The sequence below is a fragment of the Mesorhizobium intechi genome (assembly GCF_002879535.1).
GTDB lineage: Bacteria > Pseudomonadota > Alphaproteobacteria > Rhizobiales > Rhizobiaceae > Mesorhizobium > Mesorhizobium intechi.
Window position 1 is genome coordinate 1 of sequence record NZ_PNOT02000020.1, and the last position, 16536, is coordinate 16536.

Genomic DNA, 16536 nt, shown 5'->3' on the forward strand with positions numbered 1-16536 from the left:
GCGCCGCACGGGCCGCTTCCTCCTGATGCTTATCTTGCCGGCGGCGCTGGTCATCGGTGGTGGTTATGTCTGGGTGACCGGCGGCCGCTACCAGGAGACGGAGAACGCTAATCTGCAGCAGGCCAAGGTGTCGATCGCCTCGGACACGGCCGGCCGCATCGTCCAGGTAGCCATATCCGACCATCAGATGGTCAAGCAGGGCGACCTTCTGTTCACCATCGATCCCGAGCCTTACCGGATCGCGCTTGCCCAGGCCGACGCCGCGGTTGCCGCCGCGCGCCTCAATGTCGAGCAGTTGCGCGCCGCCTACAGCCAGTCGATGGCACAGGAGAAGTCCGCCAGCAGCGAGGTCGACTACGCCCAGTCGCAGTATGACCGCGCCGCCGACCTCGCGCAGAAAGGTATCAACGCCAAGTCGTCTCTGGACGAGGCGCGCAACGACCTCGACAAGGCAAAGCAGCAGGTCGCCGTCGCCCAGCAGGGCATCATCAGCGCCAAGGCCGCTCTAGGCGGCAACCCCGATATCGAAACCGACAAGCATCCGACCGTAATGGCCGCGCTCGCCGCGCGCGACAAGGCCGCCTACGACCTGGCGCGGACCACGGTGAAGGCGCCCGCCGATGGAGTCATATCCCAAGCCTCGTCCTTCAAGGTCGGCCAGTTCGTCGGCTCCGGCACGCCGCTGTTTTCGCTGGTCGAGACCGAAGACACCTGGATCGATGCCAATTTCAAGGAAACCCAGCTCACCAACATGAAGCCGGGCCAGAAGGCCGAGATCGTCGTCGATACCTATCCGGGCAAGACCTTCGAGGCGACGGTCAAGGCGATCGGTGCGGGAACGGGCGCAGAATTCTCGCTGCTGCCCGCCCAGAACGCCACCGGCAACTGGGTCAAGGTCACACAACGCATCCCGGTGCGCCTGGAACTGACCGATCCCGACGCCAAGATGGCGCTGCGGACCGGCATGAGCGCCTCGGTCACCGTCGATACCGGCGTTGCTCGCGGCTTTCCCGCCATATTCGGCCACGCCACGGCTGGCGAGGTCGTGCAGTAAGTCAGAGGAAGTCCGCGGCGCCACGCAGGTGAAGCGGACAGCCAGGGATTGGTCTGAGGGGAGCAGTGAGAACGATCGGCTTTTGGTCCAAGCCGCGTGGCGGCTAGGCTGAAATCTGTAATCTTCGACAAGGCCCCTTCGGTCCTCGTGTTTCCGGGCGGCAGGCATCCGCTCACCAGAGACTTTCGGTCGATGTAACCCCCACATCGATAATTGCGTCCCACCGCGATGAAGGTCTCTCAACGGAAGGCTTTGCCGCCCGGAAACCCCTGTGTACACGTTTTTGTTACCTGCTGGAAGTTCCGCATCATGAGCACGCCAGAGCCATTTCGAGAAGTGCCGCATCGCGGCCTGATCACGGTTGCACTCATGCTGGCGACGATCATGCAGGCGCTCGACACCACCATCGCCAATGTCGCGCTGCCGACCATGACGGGCGACCTCGGCGCTTCTCCTGACAACATCAACTGGGTGCTGACCTCCTATATCGTCGCCGCCGCCATCATGACCCCGGTCACCGGCTGGCTCGCCGACCGCTTCGGCCGCAAGGAATTGTTCCTGACGGCGGTGGTCGGCTTCACCATCTTCTCCATGCTGTGCGGCCTGGCATGGAGCCTTGAAACCATTGTGCTGTTCCGGCTGATGCAAGGCGTGTTCGGCGCCGCCATCGTACCGCTGTCGCAGACGTTCCTGCTCGACATCAATCCCAAGGAGCGCCACGGCCAGGCAATGGCGATCTGGGGCGCCGGCATCATGTTGGGACCGATCCTGGGTCCGACCCTGGGCGGCTGGCTGACCGAGAATTTCAACTGGCGCTGGGTGTTCTTCATCAACCTGCCGGTCGGCATCGTCGCTTTCCTTGGCATGGCGGCCTATCTACCGGCCGTTGCCCGTCGGGTGCGCAGCTTCGACTTCTTCGGCTTTGCCATGATATCGCTCGGTGTCGGCGCGCTGCAACTGATGCTGGATCGCGGCGGCGAGGTCGACTGGTTTTCCTCGGCCGAGATATGGATCGAACTCGGCTTGGCCATCACCGGCTTCTGGGTGTTCATCATCCACACGATGACCGCGAACCATCCCTTCATCGATCCGAAGATCTTCCTCGACCGGAATTTCGTGACCGGGCTGGCGTTCATCTTCGTCATGGGTGTGCTCATCCTGGCCTCGATGTCGCTGCTGCCACCGATGCTGTCGACCATCTTCGGCTATCCGACCATCACCATCGGCATCGTCATCGGTCCGCGCGGTATCGGCACGATGATCTCGATGCTCGTCGTCGGGCGCATCATGGGAAAGATCGACGCCAGGATTCTGGTCGTCATCGGTTTTCTGCTTACCGCGCAGTCGCTCTACACCATGGCGAGCTTCACCCCGCAGATGGATAACTGGCTGATCATCAGCTCCGGCGTGATCCAGGGCCTGGGTATGGGAATGGTGTTCGTGCCGCTGTCGACGGTCGCCTTCGCCACGCTCGACGCACGCTACCGCACCGACGCAACCGCGCTGTTCAGCCTGGTGCGCAATCTCGGCTCGTCGATCGGCGTCTCGGTCGTGACGGTGCTCCTGGTGCGCAACACGCAAATCAACCACGCCGAGCTTTCGGCCTTCATCAACCCGTTCAATCCCAATCTCTGGGCCGTCTCGCCGGCGGCCGCCGGCGGCGATCCGATGGCGCTGTCGGAGGTCGATCGCATGGTCAATCTCCAGGCAATGATGATCTCCTACGTCAACGACTTCAAAATACTGATGGTGATGACGCTTGCTGCCGTTCCTTTCGTCTTCTTGCTGCGCAAGCCAAAGGCTGGTCCGGCCGGCGGCGGCGCGCCCGCGGCCCATATGGACTGAGCCGGCGGCGGGCCGTCCGCCTGCCGTCTGGATTGACCGGGATTGGCGTGCCGGCGGGCGCTGGCCAATAGCCGAAACGGCCTTGGCAAGACGCTACCTGCCGAGCACCAGCGACCAATAGCGCAGGTTGGGATCACGTCCGTCGCGGACATAGGCGAGCCCGAAGCGGCTGAAATCCCGATCGAGTATGTTGCGCCGGTGGCCCTGCGAATGCATCCAGATGTCGAACAGTTTTTGCTGGTCGAAGCGGCCTTCGGCGATGTTCTCGGCCGCGGCGCCGCGCACGCCGTTGTCCTTCATGCGCGATGCGAAATCCTTGCCCCAGCCCGTGGTGTGGCTCATGCGCTCGCGCGACGCCATATAGCCGGCCTGTTGCAACGCCGCCTGTTCGAGCTGGGCGTCCGGCGTCAGCGGCCCGAGCCCGGCTGAGGCGCGCAAGCCCGACAGAGTAGCCGTGGCGGAGGAAGAGACGCCGGCACCTTCGCCCGTCGGCACAGAGACGGTGCCGCAGGCGGATAGCGCGGCAATGGCTGCAAGGCCAGCGACCTTGAGCAAGGCGCGCCTGTTCGGATGCGGGATTAGGGAGTTTGCAGTTTTCGCGATTGTCATGCCCACCTGACATAATGGCGATCATGGCTTTTGCCGGGCAGGGCCGTAGAATCTGAGATGGAAATGCGGGCTAGCCGCTCATTTCACAAGCGTGATGAGGCGGCTGGCATACATCTCGCGATTTCCGAACACGGCCGTGCAGTCGGTTTTGATGGATGAATTTCCGGCCATCTGCACGGTCAAGCCAACAAGCCTCAGACAGTCGCCCTGACCGCTCATATCCGAGTTGCCGACGAAGGATATCGCCGCGTCTGGGGCATAGACGAACCCGCTGATCGAGGAATTTGCACCGCCATTCAGCGTCAGGGCCGATGTATTGCCGCGGGTCTCGAAAATGGTGATGCCGGCGTAAGGACCACTGGTGGGTGGGGACAGATTCACCTGTTCATTGGCATTTATGGTGATCTGTGAGCCCTCCGTGAGGAATAAGGTCACGCCCTGACCGGTCAGGCTGCCGTTGCCTCCGGGTTTTAGGGTGACGTTACGGAAGATGTAGATGCCCGGATTGAGCGTGATGTTTCCCGACAGCGTCTTGTCGCAATAGGTTCCAGGCGACAGCGTGTAGGTTCTGCCGTTCGGGACCGGCAGGCACAATGTGTAAGGGGGAGGAACGACGTCCGCCAGAGGATCGAAAGATGCATATTGATGTTCGAGCGGGGCTCCGCAGGTGAGATTGGCGCTGGGCGGCGAAAGCCCGTAAGTGCCGCCGACGGTCGAGGCGCAGCCTGCCGAAATCTGGGCGGAACCGCCTCTGCTGACTGCATCGGACGCATCCGAGTTTGCCGCGATGACGCAAGCGCTCATGGAGACATCGGTCGAGCCCTGCAGGCTTACTGCGGCCGAGGCATGTGGGTCGAGCGCCAGAACGCAGGCCTGCGCACCGGGGTTCATCTTGACCGTGGCCGAGCGGTGAGCTGGCCATGGGGCCGCGCCGTTGATGAAGCTCGGGCGGTTGATGCTGGATGAAAGCGAGATGTAATAGGCGCTCGGGTCGCCGCTGGCGGTTGCCGAAAAAGCCGAGACGCTGTCTGCATATTCCCGCTGGTCGGCGAGGCTCAAATTAGCCGCAAAGAATGTCGACCCAAGTGCCTCGACATCACTCGCGGCCATGCTGGGTAGGTACTTCGTCCCGACGGCAAGTCCAGCCGCGTCCAGCGAGTTCTGCAATTGCGCGGCGTCGTCACTGGTGCCTGTCAGATCGATCGCGCCGGCCACCACAACCATTATCGGCAGCATCGCTATGGCTGTCGCCATGGCAAAGTTGCCTCCCCTCGAAAGCCAGAAGCCTCTCAATATGAACATCGTCCGCCGCCAAGGGTTGCAATGCCCAAGAGCTACCCCCGGGATATCTAGGAGTAATTTAAGTAATCACTAAAATGCATCAATTCTAAAATGAGGCGAAGCGGCTCACCAGACGAGGCCCGCAAGGGCAGCGCCCGCCTGGTCCGGGTTTTCACCTGGGCTTCGCCGCCCCGGATCGTCAAAGCATCGCGCGATTTCATGCTGCGGCACTTGCTCATGGCGGCCGTGACGACGGCGCCCCGGGGCTGCGGCCTGACTATGGTCCGAATTATTATGCCGCCTTCGTCGTCGACCCGGACGGCCATCAAATCGAGGCGGTCTTCAACGCGGGGCATTAGATTCCGCGGCCAGCTTTCCCGGCAGGCGATGACAATCCCGTGAGAACCCGACCAAGATCATCGATTCGGCGACAATCCCTGGCAAATCGGCTATGCTGCCACATCTACTAGTGGCAGCTGCGGGCGGCCATCACGGCGGTGACCGCCCCCCGACACACGGGAGGATGGTTATGGCCGGCTTTCATGTCATGGCGGACGCCTATGGGATGCATGTGAAGCCCGCGGTGCGCCGCATCACCACGGCGGATCTCTGGGACGCGCTCAGGCTCGGCGCCGAGGATTTCTGGGAGAAACCGTCCCACTACGTGTTCCTGGGTTTGATCTACACGGTCGTCGGCCTGATCCTTACCCAGTGGAGCTCGGGTTCCAACGCCATTCAGCTGGTCTATCCCTTGATGTCGGGCTTTGCCCTGGTCGGGCCTTTTGCCGCGATCGGGCTCTACGAAATCAGCCGCCGGCGCGAGCTCGGCATGAACACGAATTGGCGCCATGCATTGGACGTGCGCCGTTCCCCGGCATTGCCGTCGATCGCGGTCATCGGCGTCATGCTGTTCGCGCTGTTCCTGTTGTGGCTGTACACGGCGCAATCGATCTACACCGGCCTGTTCGGCGACAGTCCGCCAGCCTCGGTCGGCGCCTTTGTCCGCGACCTGCTGACGACGGGCAAGGGCTGGACCGTGATCCTGCTTGGCAATGCGGCCGGCTTTGTCTTTGCAGTGGTGGTGCTGGCAACAACGGTGATCGCCTTCCCGTTGTTGCTCGACCGTGATGTCGGTGCCGTCTCCGCAATCGAGACCTCGGCCCGGGCGGTGATGGCAAACCCGTTGCAGATGGCGTTGTGGGGCCTGCTGGTTGCCGTGCTTCTGGTGATAGGCTCGATCCCGCTGTTTGCCGGTCTGGCCGTGGTCATGCCGATCCTGGGCCACGCCACCTGGCACCTCTACCGCAAGGTAGTCGAGCCGGCGCAGATCCGGCCGATCCGCCGGCCGATGTAGGAAACCATATCTCCGGCAACCAGCCGACGCCCAAGTCTGTAACGTCGGCCAAGGGCGCCGCTGGCACCCAATGGCCGGAGTATGCCGATGGCACGCAAGATGCTGGGGCTCGTGAAAAGAACTGTTTTGCTCGCCTGCTTTGGCGTTGCAGGGCACCTCGACGCCGCGCATGCGAATGCCAGTCAGCCGGTGCAATTTGAAAGTGCCGCGATAACGCCAACGCCTTTGCAGGTGCGCAATGCCCAAGCAAGCGGCAAAGTCCTGAAAGCTGTTCCCGGCACGCCGCTTCGGGGGTATTTGACGCAACCTCAGGGTAATGGACCATTTCCTGCGATAGTACTTCTCCACGGCTGCGCGGGTGTGCTCTCGAATGACAGGCAAACCTGGCCTGACCGACTGTCCTCCTGGGGTTACGTCGCACTCGTTGTCGACAGTTTCAGCACGCGCGGCATTCACGAGACGTGTGATCGCGGCGTGCTTGCTGATCGTGTCTACGATGCCTACGGGGCCGAGGAGTTCCTGTCGAAATACAGTTTTGTCGACCCGCGGCGCATAGCCTTGCTGGGATTCTCCGCTGGCGGGATAGCAACGCTCGAGGCTGTGCAACTTGGTGGCGCTGAGCGGCTGGCGCAACGCAAATTCAAAGCAGCGATTGCCTACTATCCAAATTGCTCCGTAGCAGCTGGCGACATGGCGGTCCCGACCTTGATTCTGGCCGGTGAGCTTGACGATTTCAGCCCCGCGGAGAAGTGCCGAGAGATGATGGCTCGACGCGACGGCAAGGGAAGCCCCGTCCTTCTTAACGTCTACGAGGGGGCTCGCCACGCATTTGATGCCCCGGAGTTCAAGGTCGGCACCGAGGCCTACGGCCATCGGGTGGAGTACAACGCGGCTGCGGCCGATCGTTCCATAAACGACGTTCGTGCTTTCTTGAGAAAAGCCTTCGGCGACTAGGAACGAAGCCCGGCGCCTGGATATCAGCGCTGCGCGTCGGTAGCCATCTTCAACGCAAGCGCGGTCAGCACGCCTCCCATCATCCAGCGCTGGATAACCAGCCACAATGGCCGCCCGGCAAGGAAGGTGGCGATCGAACCGGCCGTCACCGCGATGATGGCGTTGACGGTCAGGCTTATTGAGATCTGCGTCGCACCCAGAACCAGTAGCTGCGACAGCACATGGCCTTTGCCGATGCTGATGAATTGCGGAAGCAGCGAGAGATAGAGAACGGCCACCTTGGGGTTGAGCAGATTGGTCATCAAGCCCATGGCAAACAGCTTGGGTGGCCGGTCTTTCGGCAGATCGCGCACCTGAAACGGCGAACGTCCGCCCGGCTTCACTGCTTGCCAGGCAAGCCACAGGAGATAGAGCACGCCGGCAAAGCGCAGCGCGTCGTAGGCATAGGGCACGGCGAGCAGCAGCGCGGTGATGCCGAACGCCGCCGACAGCACATAGAACAGGAAACCGACCGCGACCCCGCCAAGCGAGATCAGTCCGGCCTTCGGCCCTTGCGACAGCGAGCGCGAGATCAGGTAGATCATGTTCGGGCCTGGCGTCAGCACCATGCCGAGGCAGACCAGCGCGAAGGCGATATGGTTGGCGATGTCCGGCATTGTTCGTCCCCACGCACCCCCGCGATGCGACCCAGCGAGCAGCCGATATCTGCCAGTCATGGCAGGCACCTGCAAGGGCTTGCCGGAACCAGGCGTTGCGCCAGAGGACCGGTTAAGTCGCTCCGATGTGCCTCCGGTTTCGGGGCAACGACATGCACAAGGCAGCATCCAAAGCGCCGGCTCGACGTGGGCGTGCCTTAGCCGACCACCCGCAGGTTCGACAGTTCGTTGCCGATTTCCTTGAAGTCGTTCGCCAGGCTGGCACCGGTCGCATTCCAGAACAGCTTCGCCGGTTTGCTCGGATCCGTCGGGTCCTTGCGGAAGCGCGAGTCCGACGAGCAGGATTTCAGTGCGTCGATCGCCAGCTTGTCGCTGGCCTTGGTCGTCGACAGGTCGAGCGCCACCGTCATCACCATGATGTTGGCCGCCTTGGCGTTGTTGCAAAGCGTTGCCATCTGCTCGTTGAGCGCATTGGTGTAGTTGCCGTTCGAATAGTCGAACTGACCGATGGCGCCCGATGTGCCCATGAACATGCGGCCGACCGAGGTGCCGTTGTAGCCGGGGTTGAGATAGCCGTAGGACGCATAGGTCGATTTCGAATTGGCGGGGTCCGAATAGCCCAGCGACGACGGGGTATAGTAGGTGTTGGCGCCGTCGGTCAGCACGATCACCACCTTGTCGTTGCCTTTTTCCGTTTCCAGGCGCCCCTGCGTGAACGGCTCGCCGCTTGAGACCACCCGCCAGCCCCACGCCAAGCCCTCGGGAACATTGGTGCCGCCATTCGGCTGCATCAGGTCGATCGCCGCCTTGATCGAGGTCGCCCCATCGGCGGCACTCACATCGGTCAGTGGTGTGATCGGGTTGGTGGTGCAGCTGTAGTTCGGGCCGTTGCCGGCGGGCAGCGCGGGCGCATCGATCGGCCGCGGCTGGAAATATTTGGCCATGTTGCGCAACCGCGCTTGACCGGTGCTGCTCGTGGGATCGTCATTCCACCAGCTGTTCACCGCGCCGTAGGTCACCGGGGCGGCTTCGTCGGGGTCCTGCGTGAGCTTCCAGTGATTGCCGGGCTCGTCCGGGGCGAACATCGGCACGAACATCGTTGCCGGGTCGCCGACGCCTATGCCGGTGTTGGCCGAGCCGCCGGACGGCGAAGCGTCGTTGACATTGTAGGGATAGGGCCGGGCCTCCACGCAACCTTGCCAGCTGGCGAACGGACCGTATGAATCGACGTAGTCATATTCGTCGTGGCTGCGTTTGCAGGTGTTGTTCGAATTGTACTCGTCGCAAACCACCCGCTTGCTGTTGACGACACGCTCGTGATTGGTGACGACCTTCATGTCCCGGTAGAGGGAAAACCGGGTCAGTATCTGCCCTTCCTCGCTACCCCAGCCCGTGCCGCGTTTGTGCCAGATGCCGTTGGTCTGCTGGGCATATTTGTTGGCCGCGTTCAGCGTGGACCAGTCGAAATTCTCGTTCGACACCGGCGACAGGCCCTCCGTGTCCATCCACGAGGCGTTGCCGTTGGCGGGGCCGACATTGACCGAAGCGGCAAAGGGCACGAGGCCGAACTGCACCGGCTTGTCGACCTGCTTGATCATGACCGCCTGCTGCGCCAGCGTGTCGACCAGCTGCTTGGACGCGGTCTTGAGAAGATCGATGCGCTTTTGGCCCGAGCCCGTGCCGAGCGTGGTCATCGATCCGGAATTGTCGAGCACCAGGGCAACTTCGAGCGTGTTCTTCAACCGTACCTGAGAGGTGACGCTGAAGTTGATCTTCTGGTTCGCATCGGTTGCCGATTTGCCGACGAGTTGAGCGAAGGCAGGATAGAAATAGGGCTTGTAGGCAAGCTGCGCCGTCATCGTGAGCAGGCCGCCGCCGCTGGTGTTGCTGGGCAAGGTGACGTTGAGCGTCGCGCTGGCCGGATCGATATCGTTCAGGTTGGCATTGAAGAAGTCGAGCGCATAGGCTTTCAACTGGTCGTCGGTCGCGCCTTCCGTCAGCCGGCGCGCCGTCGCGAAGTTGGCGGCGTCGAGCGCATTCGTCACCGTCTGCTTTTCGCGGTTCATTTCCGTAAAGTCGACCGCGATCGCCAGGCCGCCCATCAGCGGCACCATCGCCACGACAGTCATAAGAGCATAGTTGCCGCGCCTATCGCGGCGGAACTTGCACCAAAGTTCATGCATGACTTGCAGCGGCCCCCGCCGGCGGATTCTCGGTTGACGCCAGCTTTCCACAGAACGCTGAAGGACGGGTTTGGGAAACCGCTCTATTGCTTGGTCGGCGCTTCACCAAGCGCTAACCAATGCAAGCCTGCACCCCGATCCAGTCCAAAAGCAAAACGCCCTGCCAGGGCAGGGCGTTCGCAAGGGGAACCTGCCGATCAGCTGACGATGCGCAGGTTGGACAGTTCGTTGCCGATCGCCTTGAAATCATCGGAGAGTGTCGCTCCGGTCGAATTCCAGAACAGTTTCATCGGCTTGCTCGAATCGGCCGGATCCTTGCTGAAACGGGAATCCGACGAGCAGGCCTTCAGCGCATCCATTTGCGTTTTTTCCGCCGTGTTGCTGGCGTCTAGGTCGAGCGCAATGGTCATGACCATGATGTTGGCAGCCTTGGCGTTGTTGCACAGCGTGGTGAAATACTCGTTCATCGCCTTGGTGTAGTTGGTGTTGGAATAGTCGTCCTTGGCAACATTGGTGCTGGTGCCCAGGAATATGCGCCCGTTGCTGTATGTGTTGTTGTATGGTTTGACGTAGCCAAGGGACGAGTAGATGGCTTTCGCGCCGGCCAGATCGTTGCCGCCGTAAGCCCAGTTGGGTCCTGAATAGGTCTGCGCCGTCACCGACGTCGGCGTGTAATATGTGTTTGCGCCGTCGGTCAGGACGATCAGAACCTTGTCGTTGCCTCTTTCCGTCTCGGCCCTGCCCTCGGTGAAGGGAGCCGTGCTGGAAAGGGTCCGCCAGCCCCAGGCCATGCCTTCCGGCACATTGGTGGCGCCATCGGCGGCCATGGAGTCGATCGCGGCTTTTACAGAGTTCGCTCCGGTCGTCGTGGAAACGTCGGTCAGAGGCGTGATGGCCGTGGTGCTGCAACTCGTATTGGGGCCGGCATCCATGCCATAGGCCGGCGTAATCGTGTTGCCCGGATCGGCGAAATATTTCGGCATGAAGCGTTGACGTTCCGCGCTGGTGCTGTTGCCGGGCGTGGTGTCGGTACGCCAATTGTTGTTCGCGGGACGGCTGTTGCTATCGGTGAGATCGGTTTCATCGGGTGCGAACATGGGCACGAACAAGGTCGCGGGCGTCCCGGTGGAAGCTGGCGTATCCTGGATATTGTACGGGTAAGGACGGGATTCCACACACCCGCCCCAACTGGCGACCGCGCCATAGGTGTATGTCGCATTCGATCTGCAACTGCCGTCCCAATTCTTCGAACTGCAATCCGAAACCCGCTTCATCTGGTTGTAGATGGAGAACCGGGTCAACGGCAGGTCTTTCTGGGTAGCGTCCCAACCGCTGCCTTTCGCGTACCAGACGCCGGCTATGTTCTGGGCATACTTGGTGGACGAATAAGAAGAACTCATGGTCGTCCAGTCGAAATTCTCATGATGGATCGGCGAGATGCCGGTCGTGTCCATCCACGTCGCCGAGGCATTGGCAGGACCGACGTTGACCGATGCGGCGAAGGGAACCAGGCTGAACTGGACCGGTTTGGTGACCTGCTTCATCATCTGCGCCTGACCGGCCAACTGATCGACCAACTGCTTGGCGGCACTCTTGAGGAGGTCGAACCGTACCTTGTTGGACCCTTTGCCCAGTTCCGTCATCGAGCCGGAATTGTCGAGCACCAGCGATACTTCCAGCGTATTTTTCAGGCGTACTTCCGAGCATGCGTCGAAGCTGATGTCGCTGTTGGTCGCGCTGCCGCCAATCAGCATTTTTGCGGTCGGCAGGAAGTAGGGCTTGTAGGTCAAGGTGCTGCAGAGCTTCAAGGTGCCGCCGCCCGTGTTGTTGTTGGGCAGCGTCACGGCCAGCGCCGTGTTGGCCGGATTGACATGCGAGAGATTGGCTTCGAAGAAATTCTTGGCGTAGGTCTTGGCATCGGCGTCGGTGGCCCCTGCAACGATCTGCTGGGCAGTGGCGACGCCGGCCGCGTCGAGGGCGTTCAGGGTGTTTTGTCGCTGACGCGTCATTTCGGTGTAATCTATGCCGATCGCCAGTCCACCCATGAGCGGTACCATCGCGACGACAGTCATGAGCGCGTAATTGCCACGCCGATCGCTTCCGAATCTCCGGATCATTGTTCCAAAATACCCCCGCCAAATCGATAATCGGTAAGGATGGTGGCATAAATCGTTAAATTTCAGGTTGCCTTAATATGTCCAAGGTCGAGCCGCCTTTTCAACGCGCGTTAACCAAACGCTGTCCGCGAGTGGCTTGGGTGCCAACGGATGGCGCTGTTTGGCGCATCGAGGCGCCTTCGCGTCGATCTCCAGGTGAAAGCTGGTGACAGCACGGATCGGTTCGGATAATTCGAACCCGCTGCGGCGAACCGTCGGCCGCCGCACTCGCAACGCTCATATTGAAGGAAACGGCATGGCGGATCCGCCTGACATCGTCGGCTCGCTCGAAGACATCTCAAAAGCCTATTCGGCAATTCTTTGCGATGTCTGGGGCGTGGTGCACAATGGCGAATGGCATTTCCCGGCGGCTGCAGCGGCGCTGGCCGGGGCAAGGGCAGCCGGCATTCCCGTTGTTCTCATCACCAATTCGCCCCGCCGCAGCGCCGATGTCGTGGCTCAGATGAGTGTGATCGGCGTTCCACTGTCGGCTTACGACCGTGTGGTCACCTCGGGCGACGTCACCCGCGACCTGATCGCGGAAGGCCCACGCAAGATATTCCATATCGGCGCCGACCGCGACCTGACCCTCTATGACGGCCTCGATGTCGACCTCGTCGAGGAAGTCGAGGCCGCCGGTGTCGTATGCACCGGGCTGTTCGACGACGAGGTCGAGAAGCCTCAGGATTATGCCGACCTTCTGCGCCGATTGCGTGCCAGGAACCTGCCCTTCATCTGCGCCAATCCCGATATCATGGTGGAGCGCGGCGAACGTATCATCTGGTGCGCCGGCGCGCTGGCGCGCGACTATGCCCAACTCGGCGGGCGTACGCTGATTGCGGGAAAGCCCTACGCGCCGATCTACGACCTTGCGATGAAGGAGGTGGCGGAGGTGCTTGGCCGGCCGGTCGAGCGTCATCGGGTACTGGCCATCGGCGATGGGGTGATGACCGATGTGAAAGGGGCGGCCGACAATGGTTTCGACGTTCTCTATGTCTCCGGCGGCATCCATGCCCGCGACTACGGCGATGCATCCCGGCCGGATCCGGCCAAGCTCGGGCTCTTCCTGGAGCGGCACGGCTACCGTCCGGTGGCCGTCATGGTCAGACTGCAGTAGGTAGCGATGGTTGGCTTCCAGCATCTCACCGCGACCGGGCCGCTGCCCGCCGATCTGCGTGGCGGCGTTGTCGCGATCGGCAACTTCGATGGCGTCCACCGTGGTCATCAAGCGGTGCTCGAGCGGGCGTTGGCCGAGGCTCTGCGGCGTGACGTGCCAGCCCTCGTGCTGAGCTTCGAACCGCACCCGCGAAAGGTCTTCAGGCCCGACATGCCGCTGTTCGTGCTGACACCGCCGCCGATGAAGGCGCGGCTTTTGTCCATGCTGGGCTTTGCCGCGCTCGTCGAGCAGCCGTTCACGCGCGACTTCGCCGCGCTGTCGGCGGCAGCCTTCGTCACCGACGTGCTGGAGAGGACGCTCGGCATCACCCACGCCGTGACCGGTTTCGATTTCCATTTCGGCAAGGACCGCCAGGGCGGACCGGCCTATCTGATGGCAGCCGGCGAACGCCATGGCTTTGGCGTCACGCTCGTCGACGCTTTTCGCGACGAGGGCGCCGAGGTGGTTTCGTCGAGCCGGATCCGGGCCCTGCTCGGCGATGGCGAGGTAGTCGAGGCCGCCGGTCTGCTCGGCTATCGCTTCACGGTCGAGGCCGAAGTGATCGGCGGCCAGCGGCTCGGCCGCACGCTCGGCTTTCCCACCGCCAATATGAGGCTTTCACCGGAAGCGACCCTGAAGGAAGGGATCTATGCCGTCCGCTTCCGCCGCGCCGACGGCACGCTGCATGACGGCGTCGCCAGCTTCGGCCGCCGCCCGACCGTCGACGACAATGGCGCGCCGCTTCTGGAAACCTTCCTCTTCGATTTTTCCGGCGATCTCTACGGCGAGACCTGCGAGGTCTCGTTCTTCGGCTTCCTGCGCAGCGAGATCAAATTCGACGGCCTCGATGCATTGGTGGTGCAGATGAAGCGCGATGAGGCCGAAGCCCGCGCGCTTCTTGCCGGCGTCAGGCCGCTTTCACAGCTCGACGCGGCCATTGCGTTCTAAAGCATGATCCCGAAAAGCGGATACCGGTTTTCTCGGACAACCGGCTTGTCCAAAGATCATGCTCAGCAAGATCCTACTTTTTCAGCGCCAGGCCGACCGCAATGAAGGTCCAGCCCTGGAAGATCAGGTCGATCGCCAGGAACAGTCCGAGCACCCACAGGCTGTTGACCGGCCAACCCATGGCGATGATCAGGCCGGCAAGCACGCTGACGAGGCCTGCCGCGACGATCCAGCCCCAGCCCTGTTCCGGACGGTGGCTGTAACCGACCCAGGCCCGCAGCCCGCCGGAAGCGACGAGCGCAACGGCCAGCAGGAAGGTCAGCACCGCCGAGGCCAGCAGCGGATTGTCGAAGGCGAAAAATCCGGCGACCGCGTAAAGCAGCCCGCTGAGCAGCCAGTAGAAGAACCGGCTCCAGGTCTTGACCCCGAAGGCATGCATGATCTCGATGATGCCGGCCACCAGCATCAGCCAGCCGACGACATAGACGGAAGCCACGGTGGCGATGAACAGATTGCCGAAAGCAATGCCGCCGAGGATCAGCAGCACCACGCCTAGGCCGACAAACCATCCCCATTTTTCCCGCGTCTGGCCGATCGCGTTCTTCAGTGTATCGCCGTGCAAGGTCATGATCCATCTCCCTCCACATCTGGCCGCGCATCCTGCGGTTGAAAGGAAGGTAATCCCAATGGCACTACCCGTCCAGCACGGTGGCTATTGCAATGGCGCGGCGAAGCTGATGTCATCCCGCTTTGCATCAGGGAGGCATGACAATGAAGCGATCCCATGGGCTCGCCCTGTTTTCCTCAACTCTCGCCCTGTTCGCTGCCACTGCGGGTTCCGCATTCGCAGCGCAGCCCGGCGATCCGCCGGATGGCATCACAAAGATAGAAACGGTGGTTGTCATCTTCGCCGAGAACCGCGCTTTCGACAATCTCTATGGCCATTTTCCCGGCGCCGAAGGCATCGACAAGGCCAGCCAGGAAAGCCTGCAGCAGCGTGACCGTGACGGCTCGGTGTTGTCCGAACTGCCGCCAGTGTGGGACGGGCTGACCGCCAAGGGCGTCACGCCGCCGGTGACGCAAGCGATGACCGAGCACCTTCCAAACGCGCCGTTCACCGTGAACGACGCGAAGGGTTTCAACGTGCCGCTCAGCGTCACAACGCACGATCTCTGGCATCGCTACTACCAGAACCAGATGCAGATCAACGGCGGCAAGAACGACATGTTCGTTGCCTGGGCCGATTCAGGCGCCATGCCGATGAGCAACTGGGATGCCTCCAAGACCGACATGTGGGCCGTCGCGCAGAAATACGTGCTGGCCGATCATTTCTTCATGGGCGGGTTCGGCGGCTCGTTTTTCAACCACCAATGGCTGATCTGCGCTTGCGCGCCTTACTACGCCGATGCCGACAAGAGCCCGGCCAAACCGTCGATTTCGGTGACGGATGAGAGCGGCACGGCGCTGAAGATCGCCGACAATTCGCCGAAATCGGCGCGCGACGGCATTCCGAAATTCGTCTCCGATGGCAATCTGACGCCGGACTTCTACGCGGTGAACACGATGCAGCCGCCTTACCAACCGAGCGGCAACGATCCCGCGCATGGCGGCGATCCGCTCTTCGCGGATGCGGCCAAGCCCACCACGCTGCCGCCCCAGACGGAGCCGACCATCGGCGACATGCTCAGCCTCAAGCACATCACCTGGGCATGGTATTCGGGCGCCTGGCAGTACACGCTCGACCACGGCAACAACTCGCCGGTTCCGAATTTCCAGTACCACCACCAACCGTTCAACTATTATGCCAATTACGCGCCGGGCACCGAAGCCAGGCGCGAGCATTTGCGCGACGGTGGGCTGGGCGGCGTCAGCTTCATCCAGGCGATCGACGACGGCGCCCTGCCACAGGTGTCCTTCTACAAGCCCCAGGGCAATCTGAACGAGCATTCCGGCTATGCCGACATCGAGGCTGGAGATCGCCATATCGCCGACGTCGTCGCCCATCTGGAAAAAAGCCCGCAATGGCCGCATATGCTGGTCGTCGTTACCTATGACGAGAATGGCGGCATCTGGGATCACGTCCCTCCGCCCAAGGGCGACCGCTGGGGGCCGGGCACACGCGTCCCCGCCATCATCGTTTCGCCCTTCGCCAAGCGCGGCTATGTCGATCAGACGCCCTATGACACGACTTCGATCCTGCGCTTCATCACCGAGCGTTTCGAACTGCCGGTGCTGCACGGAATCGTGGTTCGCGACCGGGCCGTCGCCGCGCATGGCGAACCGCCGCTCGGTGATCTTACCGCCGGACTCGACCTCAATTGAAGGCCCGTGTCCGGAGGA

Annotated in this window: 13 protein-coding genes and 1 pseudogene; 8 read left to right on the top strand and 6 right to left on the bottom strand. The window is 62.0% G+C overall.

The features are described 5' to 3' along the window. On the top strand, window positions 1–1054 hold a 1054-nt coding region (locus C1D09_RS01370; RefSeq protein WP_143972632.1), incomplete at its 5' end, for an HlyD family secretion protein. 309 nt (window positions 1055–1363) lie between these two features. Then, window positions 1364–2899 (top strand): DHA2 family efflux MFS transporter permease subunit, encoded by a 1536-nt coding sequence (locus C1D09_RS01375; RefSeq protein WP_143972633.1) that lies wholly within the window; start codon window positions 1364–1366, stop codon window positions 2897–2899. Between the two features lie 93 nt (window positions 2900–2992). Here the strand turns inward: C1D09_RS01375 and C1D09_RS01380 are convergent, their stop codons facing one another. After that, on the bottom strand, window positions 2993–3508 hold the full coding sequence (locus C1D09_RS01380) for a CAP domain-containing protein (protein ID WP_143972634.1): 516 nt from the start codon (window positions 3506–3508) through the stop codon (window positions 2993–2995). Window positions 3509–3586: 78 nt separating this feature from the next. Continuing rightward, window positions 3587–4810 carry a TadE/TadG family type IV pilus assembly protein gene (locus tag C1D09_RS01385; RefSeq protein ID WP_143972635.1) on the bottom strand — a complete coding sequence of 408 codons (1224 nt, stop codon included), beginning with the start codon at window positions 4808–4810 and terminating at the stop codon, window positions 3587–3589. Window positions 4811–4929: 119 nt separating this feature from the next. Between C1D09_RS01385 and C1D09_RS33595 the strand changes: the two are divergent. The 3 genes and pseudogenes from C1D09_RS33595 to C1D09_RS01400 all read left to right on the top strand — a co-directional run. After that, window positions 4930–5148, top strand: a pseudogene (locus tag C1D09_RS33595) (VOC family protein); the annotation flags it as partial. A gap of 170 nt (window positions 5149–5318) precedes the next feature. Continuing rightward, the gene (locus tag C1D09_RS01395) at window positions 5319–6143 is read left to right on the top strand and encodes a DUF2189 domain-containing protein (RefSeq protein WP_143972636.1); all 825 of its coding nucleotides are present in this window, start codon (window positions 5319–5321) and stop codon (window positions 6141–6143) included. An 87-nt stretch (window positions 6144–6230) separates the two neighbouring features. After that, complete coding sequence (locus C1D09_RS01400; RefSeq protein WP_143972637.1) at window positions 6231–7097, top strand: dienelactone hydrolase family protein; 867 nt, start codon at window positions 6231–6233, stop codon at window positions 7095–7097. Between the two features lie 23 nt (window positions 7098–7120). Here C1D09_RS01400 and C1D09_RS01405 read toward each other — a convergent pair whose 3' ends face one another. The 3 genes from C1D09_RS01405 to C1D09_RS01415 all read right to left on the bottom strand — a co-directional run bounded on the left by C1D09_RS01405 (window position 7121) and on the right by C1D09_RS01415 (window position 12053). Further along, window positions 7121–7753, bottom strand: coding sequence for a LysE family translocator (locus tag C1D09_RS01405; RefSeq protein WP_143972638.1), 633 nt, complete (start codon window positions 7751–7753; stop codon window positions 7121–7123). Window positions 7754–7950: 197 nt separating this feature from the next. Beyond that, the gene (locus tag C1D09_RS01410) at window positions 7951–9936 is read right to left on the bottom strand and encodes a TadE/TadG family type IV pilus assembly protein (RefSeq protein ID WP_208760333.1); all 1986 of its coding nucleotides are present in this window, start codon (window positions 9934–9936) and stop codon (window positions 7951–7953) included. A 197-nt stretch (window positions 9937–10133) separates the two neighbouring features. Next, window positions 10134–12053 (bottom strand): TadE/TadG family type IV pilus assembly protein, encoded by a 1920-nt coding sequence (locus C1D09_RS01415; RefSeq protein WP_143972640.1) that lies wholly within the window; start codon window positions 12051–12053, stop codon window positions 10134–10136. Window positions 12054–12348: 295 nt separating this feature from the next. Between C1D09_RS01415 and C1D09_RS01420 the strand changes: the two genes are divergently transcribed. Beyond that, complete coding sequence (locus C1D09_RS01420) at window positions 12349–13209, top strand: TIGR01459 family HAD-type hydrolase (RefSeq protein WP_143972641.1); 861 nt, start codon at window positions 12349–12351, stop codon at window positions 13207–13209. A gap of 6 nt (window positions 13210–13215) precedes the next feature. Further along, complete coding sequence (locus C1D09_RS01425; protein ID WP_143972642.1) at window positions 13216–14196, top strand: bifunctional riboflavin kinase/FAD synthetase; 981 nt, start codon at window positions 13216–13218, stop codon at window positions 14194–14196. A gap of 73 nt (window positions 14197–14269) precedes the next feature. Here C1D09_RS01425 and C1D09_RS01430 read toward each other — a convergent pair whose 3' ends face one another. Then, window positions 14270–14824 (bottom strand): HdeD family acid-resistance protein, encoded by a 555-nt coding sequence (locus tag C1D09_RS01430; RefSeq protein ID WP_143972643.1) that lies wholly within the window; start codon window positions 14822–14824, stop codon window positions 14270–14272. 143 nt (window positions 14825–14967) lie between these two features. On the opposite strand from C1D09_RS01430, the gene C1D09_RS01435 reads away from it, so the two are divergent. After that, window positions 14968–16518 carry an acid phosphatase gene (locus C1D09_RS01435; protein WP_246135626.1) on the top strand — a complete coding sequence of 517 codons (1551 nt, stop codon included), beginning with the start codon at window positions 14968–14970 and terminating at the stop codon, window positions 16516–16518. Window positions 16519–16536: the final 18 nt, after the last annotated feature.

Bases quoted from the DNA above. Each gene is read 5' to 3' on its own strand.
- C1D09_RS01375 (WP_143972633.1), top strand. From the start codon at position 1,364: ATGAGCACGCCAGAGCCATTTCGAGAAGTGCCGCATCGCGGCCTGATC.
- C1D09_RS01380 (WP_143972634.1), bottom strand. From the start codon at position 3,508: ATGACAATCGCGAAAACTGCAAACTCCCTAATCCCGCATCCGAACAGG.
- C1D09_RS01385 (WP_143972635.1), bottom strand. From the start codon at position 4,810: ATGTTCATATTGAGAGGCTTCTGGCTTTCGAGGGGAGGCAACTTTGCC.
- C1D09_RS01395 (WP_143972636.1), top strand. From the start codon at position 5,319: ATGGCCGGCTTTCATGTCATGGCGGACGCCTATGGGATGCATGTGAAG.
- C1D09_RS01400 (WP_143972637.1), top strand. From the start codon at position 6,231: ATGGCACGCAAGATGCTGGGGCTCGTGAAAAGAACTGTTTTGCTCGCC.
- C1D09_RS01405 (WP_143972638.1), bottom strand. From the start codon at position 7,753: ATGCCGGACATCGCCAACCATATCGCCTTCGCGCTGGTCTGCCTCGGC.
- C1D09_RS01410 (WP_208760333.1), bottom strand. From the start codon at position 9,936: ATGCATGAACTTTGGTGCAAGTTCCGCCGCGATAGGCGCGGCAACTAT.
- C1D09_RS01415 (WP_143972640.1), bottom strand. From the start codon at position 12,053: ATGATCCGGAGATTCGGAAGCGATCGGCGTGGCAATTACGCGCTCATG.
- C1D09_RS01420 (WP_143972641.1), top strand. From the start codon at position 12,349: ATGGCGGATCCGCCTGACATCGTCGGCTCGCTCGAAGACATCTCAAAA.
- C1D09_RS01425 (WP_143972642.1), top strand. From the start codon at position 13,216: ATGGTTGGCTTCCAGCATCTCACCGCGACCGGGCCGCTGCCCGCCGAT.
- C1D09_RS01430 (WP_143972643.1), bottom strand. From the start codon at position 14,824: ATGACCTTGCACGGCGATACACTGAAGAACGCGATCGGCCAGACGCGG.
- C1D09_RS01435 (WP_246135626.1), top strand. From the start codon at position 14,968: ATGAAGCGATCCCATGGGCTCGCCCTGTTTTCCTCAACTCTCGCCCTG.